The 22,341-nt window shown below is 59.0% G+C and carries 21 protein-coding genes and 1 pseudogene; 10 read left to right on the top strand and 12 right to left on the bottom strand.

From position 1 onward, the window contains the following. Positions 1 to 81: 81 nt before the first annotated feature. Genes B2589_RS08650 through pdhA form a run of 3 tightly spaced genes read right to left on the bottom strand, consistent with a single transcriptional unit; the run spans position 82 to position 3,297 of the window. Positions 82 to 1,206 carry a dihydrolipoamide acetyltransferase family protein gene (locus tag B2589_RS08650; protein WP_286816284.1) on the bottom strand — a complete coding sequence of 375 codons (1,125 nt, stop codon included), beginning with the start codon at positions 1,204 to 1,206 and terminating at the stop codon, positions 82 to 84. A gap of 10 nt (positions 1,207 to 1,216) precedes the next feature. Then, a complete protein-coding gene (locus tag B2589_RS08645; RefSeq protein WP_286816283.1) occupies positions 1,217 to 2,221 on the bottom strand; it encodes an alpha-ketoacid dehydrogenase subunit beta in 1,005 nt (334 codons plus the stop codon). Beyond that, positions 2,218 to 3,297, bottom strand: a complete 1,080-nt coding sequence (gene pdhA, locus B2589_RS08640) for a pyruvate dehydrogenase (acetyl-transferring) E1 component subunit alpha (RefSeq protein WP_286816282.1) — start codon at positions 3,295 to 3,297, stop codon at positions 2,218 to 2,220. Before pdhA ends, B2589_RS08645 begins: the two co-directional genes overlap by 4 nt. A gap of 301 nt (positions 3,298 to 3,598) precedes the next feature. On the opposite strand from pdhA, the gene B2589_RS08635 reads away from it, so the two are divergent. Next, positions 3,599 to 4,318, top strand: a complete 720-nt coding sequence (locus tag B2589_RS08635; protein WP_286816280.1) for a tellurite resistance TerB family protein — start codon at positions 3,599 to 3,601, stop codon at positions 4,316 to 4,318. Between the two features lie 98 nt (positions 4,319 to 4,416). On the opposite strand, the gene B2589_RS08630 is transcribed toward B2589_RS08635, so the two are convergent. Then, positions 4,417 to 4,755 carry a zinc ribbon domain-containing protein YjdM gene (locus B2589_RS08630; protein ID WP_022988622.1) on the bottom strand — a complete coding sequence of 113 codons (339 nt, stop codon included), beginning with the start codon at positions 4,753 to 4,755 and terminating at the stop codon, positions 4,417 to 4,419. Between the two features lie 127 nt (positions 4,756 to 4,882). Between B2589_RS08630 and B2589_RS08625 the strand changes: the two genes are divergently transcribed. The 6 genes from B2589_RS08625 (at position 4,883) to B2589_RS08600 (ending at position 11,748) form a co-directional block, all read left to right on the top strand. After that, positions 4,883 to 5,335 (top strand): YaiI/YqxD family protein, encoded by a 453-nt coding sequence (locus B2589_RS08625; RefSeq protein WP_286816279.1) that lies wholly within the window; start codon positions 4,883 to 4,885, stop codon positions 5,333 to 5,335. 84 nt (positions 5,336 to 5,419) lie between these two features. Continuing rightward, positions 5,420 to 7,207, top strand: a complete 1,788-nt coding sequence (locus B2589_RS08620; RefSeq protein WP_286816278.1) for an ABC transporter ATP-binding protein — start codon at positions 5,420 to 5,422, stop codon at positions 7,205 to 7,207. 83 nt (positions 7,208 to 7,290) lie between these two features. Beyond that, positions 7,291 to 8,064, top strand: coding sequence for an ABC transporter ATP-binding protein (locus B2589_RS08615; protein ID WP_286816277.1), 774 nt, complete (start codon positions 7,291 to 7,293; stop codon positions 8,062 to 8,064). Beyond that, positions 8,054 to 8,980, top strand: a complete 927-nt coding sequence (locus B2589_RS08610; RefSeq protein ID WP_286816276.1) for an iron-siderophore ABC transporter substrate-binding protein — start codon at positions 8,054 to 8,056, stop codon at positions 8,978 to 8,980. Before B2589_RS08615 ends, B2589_RS08610 begins: the two co-directional genes overlap by 11 nt. Further along, on the top strand, positions 8,970 to 11,000 hold the full coding sequence (fhuB, locus tag B2589_RS08605) for a Fe(3+)-hydroxamate ABC transporter permease FhuB (RefSeq protein WP_286816275.1): 2,031 nt from the start codon (positions 8,970 to 8,972) through the stop codon (positions 10,998 to 11,000). The genes B2589_RS08610 and fhuB overlap by 11 nt, the downstream gene beginning before the upstream one ends. Further along, the gene (locus B2589_RS08600; protein WP_286816273.1) at positions 10,987 to 11,748 is read left to right on the top strand and encodes a (2Fe-2S)-binding protein; all 762 of its coding nucleotides are present in this window, start codon (positions 10,987 to 10,989) and stop codon (positions 11,746 to 11,748) included. The genes fhuB and B2589_RS08600 overlap by 14 nt, the downstream gene beginning before the upstream one ends. Before the next feature lie 42 nt (positions 11,749 to 11,790). On the opposite strand, the gene B2589_RS08595 is transcribed toward B2589_RS08600, so the two are convergent. Further along, entirely contained in the window at positions 11,791 to 13,968 is a 2,178-nt protein-coding gene (locus B2589_RS08595; RefSeq protein WP_286816272.1) for a TonB-dependent siderophore receptor, read from the bottom strand. A 207-nt stretch (positions 13,969 to 14,175) separates the two neighbouring features. On the opposite strand from B2589_RS08595, the gene B2589_RS08590 reads away from it, so the two are divergent. Further along, complete coding sequence (locus B2589_RS08590) at positions 14,176 to 15,297, top strand: PQQ-dependent sugar dehydrogenase (protein ID WP_286816271.1); 1,122 nt, start codon at positions 14,176 to 14,178, stop codon at positions 15,295 to 15,297. A gap of 4 nt (positions 15,298 to 15,301) precedes the next feature. On the opposite strand, the gene B2589_RS08585 is transcribed toward B2589_RS08590, so the two are convergent. Both B2589_RS08585 and B2589_RS08580 read right to left on the bottom strand, forming a co-directional pair. Next, positions 15,302 to 15,715, bottom strand: coding sequence for a GFA family protein (locus B2589_RS08585; protein ID WP_022988618.1), 414 nt, complete (start codon positions 15,713 to 15,715; stop codon positions 15,302 to 15,304). A gap of 87 nt (positions 15,716 to 15,802) precedes the next feature. Beyond that, positions 15,803 to 16,573, bottom strand: a complete 771-nt coding sequence (locus tag B2589_RS08580) for a glutathione S-transferase N-terminal domain-containing protein (protein WP_286816269.1) — start codon at positions 16,571 to 16,573, stop codon at positions 15,803 to 15,805. A gap of 253 nt (positions 16,574 to 16,826) precedes the next feature. On the opposite strand from B2589_RS08580, the gene dacB reads away from it, so the two are divergent. Continuing rightward, positions 16,827 to 18,392, top strand: a complete 1,566-nt coding sequence (gene dacB, locus B2589_RS08575; RefSeq protein WP_286816268.1) for a D-alanyl-D-alanine carboxypeptidase/D-alanyl-D-alanine endopeptidase — start codon at positions 16,827 to 16,829, stop codon at positions 18,390 to 18,392. Between the two features lie 9 nt (positions 18,393 to 18,401). Here dacB and B2589_RS08570 read toward each other — a convergent pair whose 3' ends face one another. Continuing rightward, the gene (locus tag B2589_RS08570; RefSeq protein WP_286816267.1) at positions 18,402 to 18,650 is read right to left on the bottom strand and encodes a DUF2798 domain-containing protein; all 249 of its coding nucleotides are present in this window, start codon (positions 18,648 to 18,650) and stop codon (positions 18,402 to 18,404) included. On the opposite strand from B2589_RS08570, the pseudogene B2589_RS14320 reads away from it, so the two are divergent. After that, positions 18,629 to 18,688 (top strand): annotated as a pseudogene (locus B2589_RS14320) (hypothetical protein); the annotation flags it as partial. The gene B2589_RS08570 and the pseudogene B2589_RS14320 sit on opposite strands and share 22 nt — an antisense overlap. A 109-nt stretch (positions 18,689 to 18,797) precedes the next feature. On the opposite strand, the gene B2589_RS08565 reads toward B2589_RS14320, so the two are convergent. The 4 genes from B2589_RS08565 to B2589_RS08550 are packed head-to-tail and all read right to left on the bottom strand — an operon-like array spanning position 18,798 to position 22,195. Continuing rightward, entirely contained in the window at positions 18,798 to 19,568 is a 771-nt protein-coding gene (locus tag B2589_RS08565; RefSeq protein ID WP_022988613.1) for an SDR family oxidoreductase, read from the bottom strand. Between the two features lie 30 nt (positions 19,569 to 19,598). Beyond that, on the bottom strand, positions 19,599 to 20,288 hold the full coding sequence (locus B2589_RS08560; protein WP_286816265.1) for a histidine phosphatase family protein: 690 nt from the start codon (positions 20,286 to 20,288) through the stop codon (positions 19,599 to 19,601). Beyond that, positions 20,288 to 21,352: a phosphotransferase family protein gene (locus tag B2589_RS08555; RefSeq protein ID WP_286816264.1), complete on the bottom strand. Its 1,065-nt coding sequence runs from the start codon at positions 21,350 to 21,352 to the stop codon at positions 20,288 to 20,290. The genes B2589_RS08560 and B2589_RS08555 overlap by 1 nt, the downstream gene beginning before the upstream one ends. Positions 21,353 to 21,373: 21 nt before the next feature. After that, complete coding sequence (locus B2589_RS08550; protein WP_286816263.1) at positions 21,374 to 22,195, bottom strand: SDR family oxidoreductase; 822 nt, start codon at positions 22,193 to 22,195, stop codon at positions 21,374 to 21,376. Positions 22,196 to 22,341 lie beyond the last annotated feature (146 nt).

Below are 22,341 nucleotides of genomic sequence, written 5' to 3'. Positions count from 1 at the left end.
TTGACGGCCCTTAGTGTTGTCGCCAACGCGCCGGTTGGCAAGTGGCCGGAACAGCAGGCCGGCGACCACCGGCCCGCCCGTTCAGCCTGTTTTCTGCAACGCATCGACCAGCGCGCCCAGAAACCGCGAGGCTTCGCCGCCAGTGGCAGCCCGGTGGTCGAAGGTCAGGGACAGGGGCAGAATGCGACGAATGGTCGCAGCGCCATCATATGGCACCACCTTCTCCCGAATACGCCCGGCGCCCACGATAGCCACCTGGGGCGGGCTGACAATGGGGTTGGCATACTGGCCGGTCATGGTGCCGAAATTGGACAGGGTGATGGTGGCTCCCTGCATCTCCTTCGGCGGAATCTTGCGGGTGGCCACCGCTTCCCGCAGGTTCTCCAGCCCTTTGCGCAGGTCTTTGAGGTTACGGTGGGTAATGTCTCTCAGCACCGGCACAAACAAACCGTCGGGCGTATCCACGGCGATGCCTACGTGTACCTCGCTCAGTAACTGGCGGCTCAGGTTGTCACCATCGAACCAGCAGTTCAGCTCCGGCACCGCATCGCAGGCTTTCCCGATGGCCTGCACCAAGCGCATGGTGGTATCGGCGCCCTTTTTCCAGTCGCCGATATCCACATCCTCAAAAATAGAGACTGGCACTACCTGGGCGTGAGACAACACCATGTTCTTCGCCATGGTGCGGCGGGTGCCGCGCAAAGGCTCCGCATCGCCCAGTTGTTTCTGGTGGCTGGCCTGTTTGTGTACGTCGTCTGTAGTGATCAGGCCGCCGGGGCCGCTGCCTTTGATGGTTTCCAAGCTGACACCCAGTCGCTCCGCCAGCGCCCGCACCCCGGGAGTAGCCCGGTTGGCGCGGGCTCGTTTGCTGGAGGCAGCAGCGCCGACGATGAACTGGTCTTTCTGCGCGCCCTGCCCATCCCCTTTGCCGGAGGATTTCAGCTCACCCACCACCGTACCGGTGTCGTCACCCGCCCCTTCAAAGGCCAGCAGGGGTTCGCCGGTGTGGATGATGTCGCCGGGTTCGCCGTAGAGTTTGGCGATGGTGCCGGCCTGCGGCGACGGCACTTCCACGATGGCTTTGGCGGTTTCCACGCTGACCAGTACCTGGTCCGCCTCTACGGCATCGCCCACCTTGATGTGCCATTCAACAATTTCAGCTTCCGGCAGGCCTTCGCCCAGATCCGGGAGTTTGAAGTTTTTCATGGTTGGCCTCCTAGAGCGCGATCACCTGTTCAACGGCAGTTACAATGTCTTCCACCTGGGGCAGGTAATACTGCTCGTTCCGGTAGTAAGGCATCACAGTGTCGTAGCCGGTTACCCGCACCACCGGCGCCTGCAGGTCCAGAAAAGCCGCTTCGGCAATGGAAGCGGCTACCTCCGCACCCACTCCGCCATTTCGGCAGGCTTCATGGATAATCACCGCCCGACCGGTTTTGGCGACAGAGCACAGCAGGGTTTCCCGGTCCAGCGGGCTGACGGTGGCTACATCGATCACCTCGCAACTCACGCCCTGCTCTGCCAGTTTATCGGCCGCTTGCAGGGTTTCCATCACGCAGGCACCCCAGGTGATCAGGGTCACGTCATCGCCTTCTCGCAGGGTGAAGCAGGTATCCAGCGGCAGCGCCTCTCCGTTGTCCTCCACGTTCTGGGTCACTGCCCGGTAGATACGTTTGGGCTCCAGAAAAATCACCGGGTCCGGATTGCGGATGGCCGCCAGCAGCAGGCCATAGGCCCGTTGTGGCGAACTGGGAATCACCACCCGCAGGCCAGGGATATGGGCAAACAAGGCTTCGGTGCTTTCGGAGTGATGTTCCGGCGCATGGATACCGCCACCGAACGGGGCCCGGAACACCAGCGGGCAATGTAGCCGGCCCCGGGTGCGGTTACGCATGCGCGCAGCGTGGCTGACAATCTGCTCCATACCGGCGTAGATAAAGCCCATGAACTGGAACTCTGCCACCGGCCTCAGGCCCTGGGTAGCCATACCGATGGCGGTGCCCGCAATCAGGTTTTCCGCCAGCGGTGTGTCCATCACCCGCTTGAACCCGAAGGCTTCTTTCAGGCCCACCGTGGCGCGGAACACGCCGCCATTGGTGGCGATGTCTTCGCCCAGCACCACCACGTTTTCGTCGTCCTCCATGGCCCGGTGCAGGGCCATGTTGACCGCTTCCACCAGGGTCACGTCACGGGTTTCGTTTGAACGCTCTGCCGCACTCATGCTGCACCTCCCCGGTATTTGTTGGCAATCAGCTCACGCTGGGGTTGCAGCGCCGCGGGGAGAGTTTCAAACAGATAATCCAGCATAGCGGTGGGTGGCTCGGCCTCGGTGGCCAGGTATTCCTCCACGGCCTTTTCTACTGCTTGCTTGCAGTCCGCCTGCAAGGCTTTTTCCTTATCCGGGCTCCAGTGTCCGCTGTCATGAAGCCAGTTCTGCAGGCGCTTGATGCCATCCTTTTCCCAGGCTCGCTTGAGATCTTCGGCGGTGCGGTAGCGGGTGGCATCATCTGCGGTGGTGTGGTCGCCCAGCCGGTAGGTCACCGCTTCAATCACGGTTGCGCCCTTGCCGCCATGGGCTCGCTCCAGAGCAGCGTCCAGTGCTTCAACCGTCGCGAAGTAGTCGTTGCCATCCACAATGTGGCCCGGCAATCCTGCACTGATGGCTTTCTGGGCGATGGTTTCGGCGCCGCTTTGCAGGCTGCGGGGGGTGGAAATGGCCCACTGGTTGTTGATCACCATAAACACCACTGGCAGGTGCCAGGCACCGGCCAGGTTGATACTTTCCAGAAAGTCACCCTTGGAGGTACCGCCATCGCCAATGCAGCACACCACCGCCCGCTGCTGGTCGCGAATTTTCATGGCCGAGGCCACACCTACAGCATGGCAACACTGGGTGGCAATGGGTACAGAGATTGGCAGGTCTTCCGGGCAATTCTGCCAGGCGCTGCCGCGCTCGTCGCCGCCCCAGTACAGCAGCAACTCCCTGAGGCTGACGCCCCTCAGAATATGCGCAGCCTGGTCCCGGTAGTAAGGCACAAACACATCGGACTTCGCCATACCCTGACCAATGGCCGTGCCCACCACTTCGTGCCCCAGCACAGAGGGATAGGTACCGCATTTTCCGGTACGTTGCAGGGCAATGGCTTTGGAATCGAAGGTGCGGGTCAGCACCATGTTGCGGTAGGCGGCCAGAACCCTGTCGGTGTTCCCGGCCTGGCGCGGCAGCTCACTCAGGGGCTTGCCGTGATCATCCAGATAGCGGGTGCTATCCACATGAAACTCGTGGACTTCTTTCATCCCATCCTCCTGTCCCCCGGCTTCGCGATAAAAGCCTGGCTGCACTAAAGCCTGCTTGTGGCGGGCAACGGCAGCGGTGGGGTGGTTCGTCTTGTTGTTGGCGCGGGTTACGCGCTGCGGGATTTCTCCGGGTGCTAACGGACACCCTGTTTAATATTTAGACGATGGTTCGGAAATGATCAAAGGAACTTTACGGGCAGGCGCCTGACAATACGTTCATCCCGGATTCATGTTGGTTGTGGTTTGTTGTGGCTAAACTCAATGAGCAAACACGGGCAACGCCCCTCGAAGGAGCTGAACAATGAACGTCATGTCGGTACTGAATCAGATCATGGGCCAGGCTCAAGGTGGCCAATCCCGAAGCAGCGGTGGAATGGATATAAACAGCCTGATGGGCAGCCTTGGCAACCAGGTCTCTGGCGGGAATGGCGGCAGCGGGATTGATGTCAAGAGTCTGCTGGGCGGCGGTGCTCTGGGCTTGATGCTGGGTTCCAAACGCGGCAGGAAGATGGGCGGCACGGCGCTGAAATATGGCGCTCTGGCAGGTGTAGGCGCGCTGGCGTGGAAGGCCTACCAGAATTACCAGAGCAACGCACAGGGCGTCCCTCAGCAAGCGCCAGCCCAGCAGGGCCGGCCTCTTGAACAACTGCAAGGTGCCGAGCAGGAAAAGCGTGGCCTTGAGATACTGCAGGCCATGATCATGGCTGCCCGGGCTGATGGCCACGTAGATGCCAACGAACGCGCACTGCTCACTCAGGAAATCGAAAAACTGGGGCCAGACGACGAATTACACAACTGGATTCAGCAACAGTTTGATGCCCCGCTGGACGCCCAGACGCTTGCCAAAAACGCGGATTCCCCCCAGGCAAGCCGGGAAATCTATGTGGTCAGCGCCGTTATGATTGATGATCAGAACGCCATGGAAAGAGCGTGGCTGGACCAACTGGCCGCGGCCCTGAACCTCGACCCCGGCCTGGCCAAAGAGCTTGATCAACAAGTGCGGGCCTTCAGCCAGGGCTGAGACTCAATCATCCCACCGCTCATATGGCAGGCCTTGCCGCAACAGCCAACAGGTAACCCCCAAAGCCAGGGTGGTTGCGGCAATGGCCATCAAAGCGGTCAGGCCTTTTTGACAAACTCTGACTTAAGCTTCATAGCACCCACGCCATCCACTTTGCAGTCGATATCATGGTCGCCATCTACCAGCCGGATATTCTTCACCTTGGTGCCGACTTTCACCACCAGGCTGGAACCCTTCACCTTCAGGTCCTTGATCACTGTTACCGTATCACCGTCCTGAAGCTCGTTGCCGTTGGAATCGCGAACCACCTTGCCAGCTGCGGCCTCCGCCTGTTCCGCTTCGGTCCACTCATGGCCACATTCGGGGCAAACCAGCTGAACGCCGTCCTCATAGGTGTATTCAGAGCTGCACTGGGGGCATGGAGGAAGTTGAGACATTATCATTTCCTGTTAATTGAATGAGTATCGAATTATACCACCACCAGGAATCAGCGGGCCAAAACTAACCCGCACCCGCACTGAACGGTTAAACTGACAATACACCAAGTTACCGAAGGAAAGTTAAATGCCAATCTGGGTCGACGCCGACGCCTGCCCCGTGCCGATCAAGGAAATCATCTGCCGCGCCGCTACCCGCTGGCAAATCCAGACCACCTTCATCGCCAACCACGCCATCACCCTGCCGCCAAGCCCCTACATCAGCCGCCGCCAGGTACCCCAGGGATTTGATGTCGCCGATAACGAAATCATGGACCAGATGAGCAAAGGCGACCTGGTGATCACCCAGGACATTCCCCTGGCCGCTGAAGCCATCGAAAAAGGCGCCGACGTGTTCAACCCCCGGGGACAGGCCTTTACCAAAGAGAATATCCGCCAGCGCCTGGCCATGCGTAACTTCATGGAAGAAATGCGGAGTGCCGGACAAGTCACCGGCGGCCCCGCACCCTTGGGCCAGGCCGACCGAAAGGAGTTCGCCGACCAGCTGGACCGGTGGCTGCAACGCAACACCCGCAAGTGATAATGATTCTATTTTAAAATAACGGAGAATCCGCTACCCTTCCTGCCTTTGGCAAGCCCAGCCACAGCAAGAAGGAAGCGGAATATGTCGTCAAACAGCCCTCACACCAGCAGCGTCGCCGCCCTTGGCCGACTGCTTCGATACGCCCGGGGCTATCGCCGGCAGATCATTGCAGCCACTACCTGTTCGATCATCAACAAGCTCTTCGACATTGCTCCGGAGATTCTCATTGGTGTTGCCATTGACGTCGTGGTGAACCAGGAGGAAAGCTTCGTTGCCGGCCTGGGCTTTGAGACCGCACAGGAGCAGATCACCATCCTGGCGGTGCTCACCTTCTTCATCTGGGCCGGCGAATCCATCTTCGAATACTTGTTCCAGATCCTCTGGCGCAACCTGGCCCAACGCCTGCAGTCCGACCTCCGGCAAGACGCCTACGAACACGCCCAGCGCCTGGACATGAGCTTCTTTGAAGCCACCAGCTCCGGGCAACTGGTCGCCACCATGAACGACGATGTGAACCAGCTGGAACGCTTCCTGGATGGCGGCGCCAATGCCATGATCCAGGTAGCGGTTACCGTAGTAGCTGTGGGTGCCGTGTTCTTTGTGCTGTCGCCACTGATCGCCCTGCTGGCGTTCACACCGATTCCCCTGATTATCTGGGGCGCCTTCTATTTCCAGCGCAAAGCCGGTCCGCTGTACGCAGACGTAAGGGAGAAAGTAGGCGACCTGTCCAGCCGCCTGGCCAACAATCTGGGTGGCATCGCCACGATCAAGAGCTTCACCGCCGAACAGCGCGAAGCAAAACGCCTGAAGGACGCGAGCGAAGCCTATGTTGATGCGAACCGCCGCGCCATTCGCATCAGTTCGGCGTTTATTCCGGTGATTCGCATGGCCATTCTGGCCGGTTTCCTGGCTACCTTCACGGTTGGCGGCATGATGGCGCTGGAAGGCAGCCTGAACGTTGGCGCTTACGGGGTTCTGGTGTTCCTCACCCAACGCCTGCTCTGGCCCCTGACCGGCCTGGCGGAAGTGATCGACCTGTTTGAACGGGCCATGGCCAGTACCCGTCGGATTCTTGATCTGCTCGCCGAACCGGTAAACGTTCGGGATGAAGCCGGCAAGACACTCGAACAACCTGTACGTGGAAAGGTCTCATTCAATCAGGTGAGCTTCCGTTACGCCGGCAGCGGCGCCGGCATACAGGACATTACCCTGAACGTTCCTGCAGGCAATACCCTGGCATTGGTAGGCGCCACCGGCTCCGGCAAGTCCACATTGATCAAGCTATTATTGCGGTTCTACGACTCCTCCCACGGAGACATCCGGATTGATGGCCAACCCATTCGTGAAGTGAGCCTGAAGTCTCTGCGCGATGCCATTGGCCTGGTCAGTCAGGATGTCTACCTGTTTGAGGGCAGCATCCGCGACAACCTCGCCTATGGCAAACCGGATGCCGCCGAAGAAGAGATCATTGAAGCTGCTCGCACTGCCGAAGCCTGGTCCTTCATTGAGGCGCTACCGGAAGGCCTGGACACACCAGTAGGTGAACGGGGCATTCGCCTGTCCGGCGGCCAGCGTCAAAGGCTGTCTCTGGCCCGGGCGCTGCTGAAGAATCCACCCATCCTGGTGCTGGACGAAGCAACCAGTGCCGTGGATAACGAAACCGAAGCCGCCATCCAGCGCTCGCTCAGGCGCATCGGCCATAATCGCACGGTGATCATGATTGCCCACCGGCTGTCTACCATTGTGGATGCCGATACCATCGCCGTGGTTGAGAATGGCCGGATTGTCGAGGAAGGCGACCACAACAGCCTGATCCACAATAACGGCGCCTACGCTGCACAATGGCGCGTGCAAACCGGGCAGGCGTAAGTAGGCCACACCGCCACAGAGATAATATTGATAGGTATTCGCATTTAGATTATCCTGCCAGCCAAAGAAACAGGGGAATCTGAATGTCCGCGTTTTTCGAAGTCCGCGAACTCGCCGTCCACATTGGCAGCACGGCTATCCTTCAAAACATTAGCCTGGCCTTTAACGAAGGCCAGGTAACCGCCCTGCTTGGCCACAACGGCTCAGGCAAATCCACGTTGTTGAAATCACTGGCCAGGCAGATTCCAGCCTGTGCCGGTGAAGTCAGGCTTGAGGGTAAAACCGCGAAAAGCCTCGGCGCCCGCGCCTTTGCACGGATTGTCGGCTACCTGCCCCAGCACCCGCCCGGCACCGATGGCCTGACGGTAAGGGAGCTGGTCGCACTGGGCCGTTACCCCTGGCGCGGCCCGCTTGGCCGATACAGCGAGAAGGATCACTCACTGATTGACCAGGCTATCGCCGATACCGATCTAAAACCTTTTCAACACCGCTCTGTAGACACCCTCTCCGGCGGTGAGCGCCAACGCGCCTGGATTGCCATGTTGCTGGCCCAGCAAACACGCTGCCTGCTGCTGGATGAACCCATCTCCGCCCTGGATGTGAAGCATCAGGTGGAAACGTTGCGCCTTGTGCAGCGACTTGCCAGCCAGCGAGAACTGACCGTGATTGTGGTACTGCACGATGTCGATCTGGCCTCCCGCTTCTGCGACCGGTTGGTAGCCCTGAAAGCGGGCCAGGTGGTGGCCGATGGCACGCCGGCGGAGATCATGGACAGCCAGATTCTGGAGTCCATCTACAGCGTCCCCATGGGCGTGATGGAGCGGGCACCGGGGCAATGGGTTTCCTATGTCCATTAACCCAAAAGCTATCATGCTTGGCGCTCTGCTCCTGTTATTGCCAATTGCAGGAATGGCCCAGACCTGGCAACACGAAGGCGGCACGCTAACCCTCGACGCCCCCCCTGAGCGCATTGTCGCGCTGAACTGGGCCGCCACCGAATCCCTGCTATTGCTGGGCATCTCCCCCGTTGGCGTGGCCGATAAGGCCGGCTACGCCACCTGGGTTCAGGAGCCGGAACTGCCTGAGGGTGTTGCCAATGTCGGCACACGGGTCGCTCCCAGCCTCGAGGCGATTGCAGAGCTGAAACCCGATCTGATCGTCACCAGCACCGAAATGGCTCCGGCGGCCGAACTGTTGGAACGAATTGCGCCCACCTACGTCATCAGCGTGTACAAAAAAGGCGCTCGACCGTACGACAAGGCCCGGGAAATGCTGACAACCCTGGGCGAAATCACCGGCCGAAAAGATCGCGCAGAGGCGGTACTGGCCGATATCGAACAGACCCTGAACCAACAGCGGAAGCGACTGGAACAAGCCGGCATCACCGACAAACCGGTTGCTCTGGTGAACTTTCTGGATGACCGCCATGTACGCATCTATGCCCCCAACGGTCTGTTCCAGACAGCCGTGGAAAGCCTTGGGCTTACCAATGCTTGGTCAGATCCTGGCAACTATTGGGGTTTTTCGGCCATTGGCCTGGAATCTGTGGCGGATGCCAGCAACAGCCGCATCGTGGTAATAGAACCTCTGGTGCCAGGGCTGGCCGACAGTCTGGCCAACAGCCCGTTCTGGACCTACCTGCCACCAGTGCGAGACGAGGAGATCTACCGGATTCCTGCTGCCTGGCCTTTCGGTGGCGTATACCCGGTGAAACGCCTGGCCGTTGCCCTGACGAACGCTCTGATGGAAGGGGGCAGCGACAATGTCCGTTGAGTCTACCCTGCGCGTTTCCAATCGCCCAGAAATTCCCGCCAGGCTGCCCGTTGCAGTCGCTCTACTCTGGCTGGCCGCACTGGCCACCAGCGCCTTGCCCTGGCTCGATCAGCTACAGCTTCCACAACTTATATCGGCGTTCTGGACGTTTGATGGCAATAACTACGCCTCCGTTTTGGCCCACTTCAGCTGGGCACCGAGGGTCTCCATCGCGATACTGATTGGCTGCGCGCTGGGTCTGGCGGGAGCCGTTACCCAGCAGGTACTAGGCAACCCACTGGCTTCACCCACCACCTTGGGAGTGGAAGCCGGGGGCCAGTTTGGTGTCACGGTTGCCACCCTGTTTGCGCCGGGCTTGCTGGCCTTCAGCCCTGACCTTGCCGCAGTGACCGGCGGCTTGCTTGCCATCGGCCTGGTCATCTTGCTGACCTGGCGGCTCGGCTTCTCGCCGGTCACCGTGATTCTGGCCGGGCTGGTAGTTACCTTTTTTCTCGGTGCCATCAACATGGCATTCCTGCTACTGAAAGGTGAATGGCTCGGCAACCTGTTTATCTGGGGCGCTGGATCCCTGGTACAGAACAACTGGGGCCCCTTCTTTGATCTGCTCCCCCGGGTATTGGTTATTGCCGCTGCGATGGTGGCCCTGATGCGCCCGCTACAGCTGCTTCAGCTCGGCCAGGCATCGGCAAACTCACTGGGGGCGAAGGTGTCCCTGCTTCGTGCTGTTGCACTGTTTCTGGTGGTGATCATGAGCTCACTGGTGGTCAGCCGGGTGGGCGTAGTGGCCTTTGTGGGGCTGGCTGCACCGGTACTGGCGCGACTGCTGGGAGCCAGAAGCCTGACTGAACGGTTGCTTTGGAGCACTCTGGCCGGCGGAGGCCTGCTGTTGCTGGCTGATACTCTCGCGCAATGGGCCACCACCTGGGATGGCGGGTCTCTTGTCCCCACCGGTACGACCACCGCACTCATTGGTGGGCCAATCATTCTTCTGGCCCTGCAAGGCTTCCGCAACACCCATCATATGCCCGGTCAGGACAGCAGCCCGGCGGGCTTTCTGCCCCGCCGCCGACATCCCGCAATGGTCGCCGCAGCCCTGTGCTCGTTACTGGCCCTGACCATCATTCTCTCCATGGGCTGGTCTCCGGGCCTTGAAGGCTGGAACTGGACGCCCGTGGCACAGTGGACAGACGCGTGGGTATGGCGAGGCCCGAGATTAATGGCCGCCATCCTCGCCGGCATGGCGCTGGGTATGGCTGGCACCCTGATCCAGCGGATGACCGGCAACCCCATGGGCAGCCCGGAACTGCTGGGCATCAGCGGCGGAGCAGCGTTAGTGATGGTAGTTCTGGTTCTGACCGGACTCGAGATTGGCCGTCTTGGCCAACTGGCCGCCGCCACGGTGGGTGCCGCCGGCGCCCTGGGGCTGTTACTGCTGCTGGCCCGCAAGCACCACTTCGCAGGCAATCAACTGTTGCTTGGCGGCCTGGCGCTGTACGTATTCATGGATGCCGGCCTGAGGCTGGTAATGGCCTCTGGCGGCACCGTTGCCTCTCGCCTGCTGAACTGGATGTACGGTTCAACCTGGCTGATCTCCGAATCCGAAGCCTTCGGTTTACTGGCACTGGTGGTCAGCCTCGGTGCCTTGCTGTTGCTTGCCCTGCGACCGCTTACGCTGTTGCCGCTGGGTGAAACATCGGCTTCGTCCCTCGGCCTGAGGGTACCGCGGGCACGGCTTCTGCTATTGGTGCTGGCTGCCGTGCTTACAGCAGCGTCGACTGTGGTCATCGGTCCATTAAGCTTCGTCGGGTTGATCGCCCCGCACCTGGCCCGGGTACTGGGACAGCAGACCGTGGGCCGGCAAATGCTGGCCGCGGCCCTGGCCGGCGGGCTACTGCTCTCCTTGGCAGACTATCTGGCCCGGGTTCTGGTGTATCCCAATCAGCTACCCGCCGGGCTGCTGGCAGCCCTGGTCGGCGGTTTGTACTTCCTTTGGGGGTTGAGCCGTCATGGTCGTGCTTGAGAAAGCGACGCAGTGGCTGGCGGATTATCACCAACTGCTGGCCCGCCACGGCCTTGATGGCAATGCGCTACTGAGCAACGCATTGACACCCGCCAACCGCAAACAACCCGCGTTGTTTTCCCTTGCCCAGCTACTGGCAAATCCAGACCTTCTGCAACTACAGGTCCGCGAGGATTATCCGGATGCCGATCATCCGCGGCTTCGCAAGGCGCGGCTTTCTGTCCTGCATCAGAGTCTGGCACTTCAGATTATCGGACCACTGGTGATCCGGCTGTTCCGGGATGGCAGCAGTGTCGCCCTGAATCCCAAGCGGGTTTTTCTGTGCCGGGAACCATCTGGACCAGAGGGCCAGTCCCGCTGGCAATATGCAGCCAGTGCACAGGAGCGCTTGGAGCCTGAGGCGTTCTTACAGTCTCTGAGTGGGCAGATGCAAGATTGGTACGGTGTGTTCCGACAGCATTTTGGTGTCAGCCCGGGGGCCTATTGGAGCAGTGTCGGGCTGGCGTTGGGGGCGCCCTATTCGGTGGTGTGGAACCAGGTTAATCCAGAGGAGTTGTGTAAACAGGCCGGTAGCTGGCTGGCGCAGCTCAAATGCGAAGCCAACCGCTATATTGACTGGATTCCGGCGGAATTCAGCCAACAGCGGTGCGCCATCCCTCAGCGCAAAGGGTGCTGCCTCAAATATTTACTGCCAGGAGGTGGCTATTGCGGGACGTGTGGGATCTATCGTAAAGAACGTATGGGCTGAAACAATAAGGGCAGCCAGTACCGCCGGCTGCCCTGACACTCGTTAATACACCCAGGAAACGGTCAGGCTGGCATTGGCCGGCTCACCGTAGAAACCCTGGGCCGAGGCACCAAATTTCTTCAGGCTCTCGATGTACTTCTCCTCGGTAACGTTGTTTACGTTCAGGGTTGCATTCCAGTCTCGGGCGAAATCATAGCTTGCCATCAGATCCAGCACCGCATAGCTCCCCTGTTCTGTGACGATGGTCTCACCAGCATTCGGGCCGGTGGTAGCAACACCCTGTTCCTGGGTAGTCTCAGACTGCCAGCGTACCTTGCCACCAAGCTTGAACCCTTCGACCCCAGGCACCTTCCAGGTAGCACGTAACTGGGCTAGATGCTCCGGCACGAAGGACTTGGCCCCTTTACCATCCTTGCCCTCAATATCCACATAGGTATAACCGGCGAAAAGCTGGATTCGGTCGGTGAGATCACCCACTATTTCGGCCTCCACACCCCGGCTGGTCAACCCATCCACAGCGGTGTAGTAAGAATCATTGGTCCCGGGTAACACTCCTGCTGCCTCAGCTACGTTCTTCTGCTCAGTCTGGAACAAAGCAATAGTGGTGTTCACACGGTCGTTCTGAAACTCACTTTTCAGGCCCAGCTCATAGTTGACCCCGTCAATCGGATCCAGTCGATCGCGATTGATGTCCACCTCAGTCTGCGGAGTGAAAATCTCGGTATAGCTGGCGTAGACCGAATGATCATCGTTGATGTCGTAGATCAGGCCCGCATACGGCGTTTCTACCGCATCGTAGCTGCTTTCCTTGGTTGCACCGTAGCTCTCCCCCTTGTTATCCAGCCAGGTCAGACGGAGCCCTGTGATTGCTGTGAGTTGATCAGTCAGCGTCCAGCGAGCGGCAGCATAGGTTGAGGTTTCGCGGTCGGTCCAGTCAGAGCCTTGAACACCGTTATCAAATGACGGCTTCGGGTAGTTACCATCCCATTCGTTGAGCGGGGGCAATACCGTCCCGATGCCCTGACCATAACGGGACTCATCGACTGTTTCAGAACGAGACCAGGATGCCCCCAACACCAGCTCATGAGTGCGATTGCTCAACTGGAAAGGACCGGTTGCGTAGGCATCGACCACCCACTGCTCGACGTCCAGGTCATACTGGCTCGGATAGGCAAATAGCCCCTCCCCTGTTTCACGGTCCGGCGTACCGTACTGGTAAAACAGTTCTGACTCACTTTCGTTCTCCAGCCGGAACACGGTTCCCTTGGCCCGCCAGCCGCCAGCCAGTTCCTGCTGAAGCTCGACAAAGCTGTTGTGCTGGGTGTTGTCCCAGTATGACCAGTCGGAAGCCGTGCTGGTTGAACGCGCAAAATCTGTCGCTGAGCCATCGGAGTAGAACAGAGGCAGCGCACCCCACAACGGGCTGTCCGTATCAGACGTCTGAATGGCGTGGCCAAGAGTCAGCAACGTGGTATCGGTCAGGTCTGCTTCCAGCACCCCGTAGAACATCTGCTTTTCGTTGTTATACCGGTCAAGGTAGGAGCCTTTGTCCTCATAACCGGCAACCATACGGCCTCGCACCGCACCGGATTCAGACACGGCACCGGAGACATCACCGACAATCCGTTTTTTGTCCCAGGAACCACCAGTCACCGCAACCGAGGCATTGGTGTCTGCGGTTGGGCGCTTGCGGATAAAGTTGACGGTGGCGGCCGGGCTGCCGGAACCGGCCATCAAACCGTTAGCGCCCCGAACCACCTCCACGCGGTCAAAGAAGGCGGTGTCCAGCTCACCCTGAACGTTGTCGTATACTGCCGGCATGCCAACGCCGTCGTACTGGAAGTTGTTGATGTCGAAACCGCGTGAGGTGTAGTACGTGCGGTCTGTTTCCACCGACTCGACGGTGACACCGGTGGTGCCTTCCAGAACGTCATTGATGTCGTTCTGGGCAAAGTCGTCCATTTGTTCCCGGGTAATCACGGTAACGGCCTGCGGAGTCTCGCGGTGGGTCAGTTCCATTTTGGTAGAAGACGTTGTTGTGCCGCTGATGTAACTGCCCGTCGACTCGGAAGTAACCTGGCTCCGGGGCGCTGTCACGTCTAATGCATCCAATGCCGTGGGTTCGTTCTCCTGCGCGGCGGCCATGCCGGACAAGCTGGTGCACACAATAGCGGTGATCAGGGCCTTGCGGCGAAAACGGGGTTCCGGATTTCGGTACATCAAACGACTCCGTAGTTTAACGAATCAAGAGTGGGAGGATTAAAGGTCAAAACCTGACACAATTATATTAATGCGAATCATTATGATTTGAAATAGCTGGTAGATTATTTTTACAAACCCCAGAGAGCTTAGGTTCAGAAGAAACGGCATCCAGGTACTATGGTTAAAGCCAGAGCATCGACTGGAAGCACACACCAGGAGGTTTTTATGTTCCTTCACCAACCGCTGGCACTGGCTTTGGGAGTCTTTATCGCCGCAACCCAGGCCACCGCGGATCAGACCTTTGATTCCGATAATGGGCGCGTTCAGCTGGAAACCGTTGCCGAGGGACTCGAGCACCCCTGGAGCCTCGCGTTCCTGCCAGACGGCTCGCAACTGGCCACCGAAAGGGCCGGCCGGCTTCGGGTGATTCGCGACGGGGAGCTGCACAAGGAGCCGGTTACCGGTGTGCCGGATTTAGTAGTTGCCGGCCAGGGCGGCCTGCTGGATGTATTGCTGCATCCGGAGTTTGAAGATAACCAGATGCTGTTTCTCAGCTATGCCCACAGAAGTCGTGAGGGCATGACCACCCGGGTAGCCCGGGCCAGGTTTGACGGCAAGGCGTTGAGTGATGCGGAGGTCATTTTCGAAGCCTCGCCGCGAGGCAACACCACCCGGCACTTTGCCGGGCGCATGGTGTTTGGCCAGGATGGCTATCTATACATTTCTGTTGGTGACCGCGGCGAAATGGAGCGGGCCCAGGACACTCTGGATGATGCAGGCGGCGTGCACCGGATTACGATTACCGGAGAGCCGGCGCCTGACAATCCCTTCCTCAGCAATTCGGACATCAACGACACCTTCTTCACTTACGGCAACCGCAACATTCAGGGCATGACCCTGCACCCGGACACCGGTGAGGTCTGGAGCCACGAACACGGCCCCCGGGGTGGCGATGAAATCAACATCATCAGGGCTGGCAACGATTACGGCTGGCCGAAGGTGACCTACGGCATCGATTACTCCGGCGTTCCGATTTCCAGCAGAACCACCATGGAGGGCGTGACCGATCCCCTGCACTACTGGGATCCTTCCATCGCGCCATCGGGCATGGCGTTCTATACCGGAGAGCTGTTTCCCCAGTGGCAAGGTGATGTGTTTGTTGGTGCGCTGAAAATGCGCAAACTGGTGCGCCTGAGCCTTGATGGCGAGAAGGTTACCGAAGAGGAAGATTTACTGACCGAGCTGGGTGAGCGCATCCGGGATGTGCGCATGGGGCCAGACGGTGCCCTCTGGTTACTGACAGATTCACCAAGGGGCAAGGTCTACCGAATGGTTCCGGCGAAGTAGGCGGTCAGTGCGGGTCGTTGGTTCTTTCGGTTTTCTCGAACTGCGGAAGGTCATCGGTAATATCGAACCAGTCAGACTTCGAACCCACGTAGACATGCTGGGCCGCTTTCTTGCCGACCGGTTCGTCGAGCACGCCGATGCGCAAACGCAGAATACCGGGAATGGCGTCTACCCGGCTGTATAACTGGCTGCCACAGCAGCTGCAGAAGGCCCGGTACTTGCCTGGACGAGACTCGAATTCGGTCACCTTGTCCTCGCCCCGGGTAAAGTGAAAACGCACCTTCTGAACCGGAGCACTGGCCGAGAAGGCACTGCCGTGGGCTCGGCGACACTGGCTGCAATGGCACAACGCGATGGGGCCAAGCGGGCCATCGTATTCAAACTTGATCTCGCCACACAAACACTGGCCCGTATACATCGCACTCTCCCGGAATCATCTGTCAGGTTACCGGCGCCGATGATACCTGCTCCGGGCACGATTGCCATACCCGGGGCAGCCTGCACCTCACATGGCGTATTCTTTTTCCAGGTAGGCCAGAATACGGGCAGATTCAAACAGCTTCTCACCGGTGTTGGGGTCTTCCAGGTACGGCACCTGTACCCGGCCGTGCGCCTGAAAGAACGCATCACGCTTGCCGCCAGCCTTGGGCTCGTAGGGGCCGGGCTTGATGCGCTGAACCGCCGGGCCGATTTCGCTCCAGTGTTCTTTACCCAGGTTATGCAGCGTGTAGGGAATTTCGAGTTCACACAGGCGCTCGCGAACCAAACGGGAGAACGGGCTGCCCTCAAAACTCCACAAATGCAGCGTCTGGGCCGGGCGTTTGGCAGGCCTCGCCCGCATGCCCCTCAACTCACTGGCGGCAGAGCCAGCCGCGCCAAGGGCGGTTTGCCAGGATTTGCCTTTGTAATAACCCGGCACAGGACGATTGGCGTACTGACGGAACAGATACTCCACAATCGCGTCTGACTCATACAGGGTTTCACCGGTGTTCTGGTCCACCAGCAACGGAAACTGCTTTTTGCCGCCAACGGCCTCGGCTTCCGCCCGGAAAATCCGGCCGCCTTTCGGGCACGGGCGAATCTCTGCATCCAGGTGCAGGGCAGTCAACGCTTCCCTCACCTTGCGGCAGAACGGGCAGGCTTCAATATCAAAGAGAATCAGCGGCTTTTCCGGTTGCGGCACGGCCTTGACCACAAGACACCCGCGCCAGGCCGAAAACGAAGATGTGGCCACAGACTCCAGCACGTTAACCTGATGCTTGAGGGCTCGAAACATGGATGTTTCCCTTTGTTGTTGAGTATTTCAGGCATTGTCCCACATATTTTGCACTCACCATTGGCTGCAGGGTCACAAACCCGGGGTCACAGTAACTCACTGATTCACAAAGCCCAGCGGAAAATTGAAACAAAACTTCAATAGAAACAACGTGGCTACTGTCATTTTTTAACGTCATGTATCACTTTTTTGCATAGTACAAACCCGTAAGATGGGCTATGGTAGGAAAAGAAGCTAACAAGGGACTCAGGCCATGCGACTGCAAGGTTCAAGGGTGAGTGCATGCTCACTCTGGAGATTTTCAAAATCCAGCCGTCTGTTGATTGCTGCGGCTACGGCCTTCTCACTCAGCGCGCCGGCACTGGCCCAGAGCCAGGAGGATGCGGCCAGAAGCTTCTCCAGTTCCGGGCTGTGGGCTTCCGAGATCCGTGACTACGCCTCCAAATCCCTGAACAACGAGCAAGGCCTGAGCGTTGCCGCCGTGCCCCTGAACGGCCCGGGCATCGACCAGTATGTAAACGCTGACCAGCTGATGAACCCCGGCTCCATCATGAAGCTGGTAACCACCTACGCCGCCCTGGAACTGCTTGGCCCCAATCACCACTGGAATACCGATTTTCTGACCGACGGCCAGATGGTGGGCGATACCCTGGAAGGTAACCTTTATGTGCGCTTCGGCGGCGACCCGAAGCTGACCCTGGAGCGGCTGTGGGGCACGCTCAGGGAACTCAAAGACATGGGAATAAACCGCATCAGCGGCGACCTGGTGCTGGACGGCAGTTACTTTCAGGTTGATGGCGGCTTCCCGCATTTTGAAGATAATGGCAACAACCCGTACGCGCCTTTCCTGGTGGAGCCCTCGGCCTACCTCACCAACCTGAACCTGCTGCATTTCCAGGTACGGGCAGACGAGCGTGGCACCCAGGCCTGGACCACCCCCAACCTTGGCGAAGTCACCATCGACAACCGGGTAACAGCCGTGCCGGAAGGCCCCTGCCCATCCCGTCGGGACTTCAAATGGCAACCGGTGTTTCATGACGACCAGCGGGTGACCGTGCAGGTGACCGGCGAGCTGCCTCAGGGTTGCCGCACCACTACCTATATGTCACTGCTACCCCACGATCACTACGCGGCCTCGACCATTCGCACGGTACTGTCAGAAATGGGTATTATCGTGAGCGGCGGCGACCGTTTTGAACAAACTCCGGAAGACCTGCGGCTGGTCATGCGAACCACCTCGCCCGACCTGGTAACCATGGTGCGGGACATCAACAAGTGGAGCAGCAACGTAATGGCCCGGCAGATGCTTCTGGCCATTGGCGCAGAAGTGCGGCAAGACTCGGACAACGATGACCGGGTAGCCGGTATCCGGGCCATTTATGACTGGCTCGAGCAGAAAGGCATCAACACCGCTGGCATGGTGATCGACAACGGCTCCGGCCTGACCCGCCATGGCCGCATTACCGCCCGGCAGGGTGCCCGAATTCTGCAGCATGCCTGGGAAAGCCGGTATGCCTCTGACCTGATGGCCTCGCTACCGATCATTGCCATGGACGGAACCATGGCCAGGCGGTTACGCAACACGGGAATGGATGGTGAAGGGCGCATCAAAACCGGTACCCTGGCAGACGTACGTTCCATTGCAGGCTTTGCCCGCGATGAAAACAACACCACCTGGGCAATCGTTGGTATGGTCAATAATTCCCCGGCCTGGAACGGCCGAGCCGTACTCGACCGGGTTCTGCACTCCCTGCACTACCGGCCGCCTACCGGTACCGCCGTGTCCCGGGCAGATTCCACCAGTACCTCTATTCAATAGGCCCGAAAGTTATTTCGGGCCTGATAGCCTCGCAACGGTGGCATCGGCCATCTTGCCCGCCAGCGGCGCAATAAAAATCACCAACGGAAAGGCGATCGCCCAGGCCACCAGCCAGGCGCCGATCCACCGGGACAAGAACCCGTCCGACATTCCTGTGTTGATCAGGGTGATAATGCCGGAGATCATCAGCGACATGATGCAGGACATATAAAGCGAGAAGAAGAACCAGCGAGCGGCTGGAACGCTGGCTGGGTTCACTGAATTCGCAGCAGCAGGCGTTGGTTGAGGCCTGGTCTGCCGAGCGGGGCCGGCAAACCGAAATCTGGCTGCAAGGTCGGGAGAACTGGCAAAAAGCCCGGATGATTTTCCGTCATCCGGGCTTTTTGTTTGGCTACGATGCAATCGTTAAACGGTCAGGTAACCACCGTCCGCGTTTATGCAGGCGCCGGTGGTGTAGCTGGACGCATTGGACACCAGGTACAGCACAGTACCGGCCATTTCGTCCGGGTCCGCTACCCGCTTCATCGGGATGTGGGCCATGGCCTGTTTCTTGATGGCCTCATTGGTGGTCAGCGCGCTGGCGAACTTGGTGTCGGTCAGGCCCGGCAGCAGGGCATTCACCCGCACATTCTGCTGGCCTAGTTCCATGGCGAAGGACTTGGTCATGGAAATCACCGCCGCCTTGGTTACCGAGTAGATGCCCTGGAAGTGGCCGGGGTTCACACCGTTAACCGACGCCACGTTCACAATAGAACCGCCTCCGTTCTTCTTCATCATCTGAGCGCCACGGGCACACATGAAGAAGTAGCCGCGGATGTTCACGTCTACGGTTTTGTTGAAGGCACCTAAATCGGTATCTTCCACCGGCCCAAAGTACGGGTTAGCGGCAGCGTTGTTGACCAGGATATCCAGCTTGCCGTGCTCTTTGGCAATGTGTTCCCACACCGCTTCAATCTGGTCCATCTCACCAATGTGGCAAGCGAAGGCTTCAGCGCTGCCGCCGTCTTCCCGGATGCTGCTGGCCACGGCTTCGCAACCGTCAATCTTGCGGCTGCTGACAATCACATGGGCGCCGTAATGAGCCAGGGTGCGGGCAATGCTCTCGCCAATGCCGCGGCTGGCACCGGTTACCAGGGCGACTTTGCCGCTCAGATCAAACAGGTTCAGGTTGCTCATAGGGTTCCCTCTTGGTTTTCGGGTAAAGAATTATCGGTATGTCACCAGGGAAGGGTTCTCCGCTTCCAGGTGGCTATAGTTGTTGAACACGGCCAGGCTGCGCCGGGGACCGGAATACAGGATGCGGGACACGCTGGTATTGGCGATCACGTTGTTCATCTCCAGCGCCTTGCGGTCTGAGAGCTCCAGCAGATGCTGGGCAATCACTGCAATGGGGCCGCCGGAGGTGGACACGATCACATCAGCACCGCCGGCCAGCTCGATCAACTCATCCAGCGCTGCACCGACCCGCTGCCGGAAACCGATCCAGGTTTCGGCGTATTCGTGGTCGTACTCGCCACTGACCCAGCGGGCCACAGCTTTCTCGAACGCTTGCTGGAACGCTTTGGCTGGTTTGGGAAAGCTGGCCAGGTCCCGCGCCATTACCTGTTTATCGGCCCACTCCGGGCGCAGGCGCTCCACCACTTGCAGGTGATCGAATTCGTTCAGGCCCTCGAGCACCTGCATCCCCGGCAAGGCCGAGCCATAGCCGGTGGCGATGGCTTCCACGGTTTCACGATGGCGCTGAAGGTTGCCACCAATAATGGCGCCGGGCTCCACCTTGTCCGCCAGCCAGCGGCCCAGGATCTTGCCCTGCTCCCAGCCGCGGGGAGACAACTGATCGTAGTTTTCCTTGCCAAAACTGGCCTGGCCATGGCGTACCAGATAGATGGTGGCCATTACAGGGTGCTCTCGCGGATCAGCCGCTGGCAGCGCTTCTCCAGGTAGTTGGCGGCATGGCCAAAGGCGGCAAAGCGCTTGTCCTTGGTCTGGCCGTGGTAGAAGCGGTAATAAATTTGTTGGATGATCACCGCCAACCGGAACAGGCCATAGATTTCATAAAAATCGAACTTTTCGGCACGAAATCCGGACTTCTCCATATAGTAGTCCACCACTTCCTTCCGGGTCAGCATGCCAGGGCGGTGGGTGGGCTGGCGCCGAAGCATCTGGAACGGGCCTTCATCGTCCGCTTCAATCCAGTAGGCCAGGCTGTTGCCCAGATCCATCAGAGGATCGCCGATGGTGGCCATTTCCCAGTCCAGCACGCCGATCACTTCAAACGGGTTGTCCGGGTTAAGCACCACGTTGTCGAAACGGTAGTCGTTGTGGATCACCACCTGGGCAATGTCGTCCGGCATCTTGTTATTGAGCCAGGCCATCACTTCTTCAAAGTCACCCACGTCTTCCGTACGAGCCTTCCGGAACCGATCGCTCCAGCCGCCAATCTGCCGCTGCACGTAACCGGCGCCCTTACCCAGCTTGTCCAGGCCTGCGGCCCTGGCATCCACGGTATGCAGGTCTACCAGCTTGTCGATCACGTTCAGGCACAGCTTGCGGGTGTCTTCAGCGCTCAGCTCGAAATCCTTGGGGAAATCCTGGCGCAGAATGATGCCCTTGAGCCGTTCCATCACATAGAAGTCACAGCCCAGAACGCTGTGATCGTCGCAGATGGCGACAATATTGGGCACGTAGGGATACGCCGGCTTCAAGGCCTCCATCACGCGAGCTTCCCGCAGCATGTCGTGGGCAGACTTGGCAATCTTGCCGAACGGCGGCCGGCGCAGCACGTAGGACTGGTCGCCGTAATCCACCTGATAGGTCAGGTTGGACGCACCGCCCGGGTACTGCTTGATGCTCGGCTGGCCTTCCAGGCCCGGAATGGCCTGCTTCATGAACCGGTCAACAGCACCAACATCCAGCTCCTCGCCTTCGCGGATGTCTACGGCCTGGTCGATCTGTGTCATTCAATTTCTCCTGTGATGTGTTCAGGCTTTCGCCTTGCCACCCATCTTGCTCATCCAGCGCTTGGTTTCCTGGTGCATCAGCCAGTCAAACGCCCAGGGCGCATGGCGCTTGAGCACCCACATACGGCGCTCCTTGGCGTGGGGCAGCACCCAGAAATCCTTGTCTTTCACACTACGGAAAATATCCTCGGCCACGTCTTCAGCGGTAATGCTGGAGCGCTTCATCAGCTTGTTGACGTTCTGCTGGATACCGGGAATGCCCGAACGCATGGTGCTGGTCAAATTGGTCTGAAAAAACGCCGGGCACACGCAGCTGACATGAATACCGGCATCCCGCAGCTCCTGGCTGAGAGTTTCAGACAGAGCAATGACTCCGGCCTTGGAGACATTGTAGCTGTCCATCAAGGGGGCAAGCATGAGTCCGGCCATGGAGGCTACGTTCACAAACGCGCCGGAGCCTTGTTCCTTGAACAGCGGGGTGAAGGCTTTGCAGCCACGCACTACGCCCAGTACGTTGATGTCGAGGATCCATTCCCAGTCTGCCATGGTGGTGTCTTCAATGGAGCCTGCGGAGGCAACGCCGGCGTTGTTGACGACAACGTCCACACCACCCCATTTCTGTACCAGGTCATCGCGGACTTTCTCGAAGTCGCTCAGGCGGCGTACATCACATTCAACAAAGTAGCCTTCGCCACCGGCGTTGTTCAGCTCCGCTTCAACGGCCACGCCCTGTTCCGGGTTAATGTCCCCGATGCAGACTTTCGCGCCTTCTTTGGCGTACCGCAATGCAATCGCCCGGCCCAGGCCACTGGCCCCGCCGGTTATGAATACCCTCTGTGTCATGTTCGTGCTCACCGTTTTTACGTTTGAGTTCGTTTTGTATTTTGGTGTTCGCGTTCTTTTTGCTTTGGAGTAAGAGCTGCTACCGGGTAAGGCCTTCCAAAACACGCTCCTTCGGCACGTCCATGTGACGCTTGAGCTCCGCCATC

This window comes from Marinobacter sp. UBA3607 (assembly GCF_002375525.1).
Taxonomy (GTDB): Bacteria; Pseudomonadota; Gammaproteobacteria; order Pseudomonadales; family Oleiphilaceae; genus Marinobacter; species Marinobacter vinifirmus.
The sequence above is the reverse complement of the archived record's forward strand: the minus strand, read 5'-3'. Positions and strand labels throughout refer to the sequence as shown.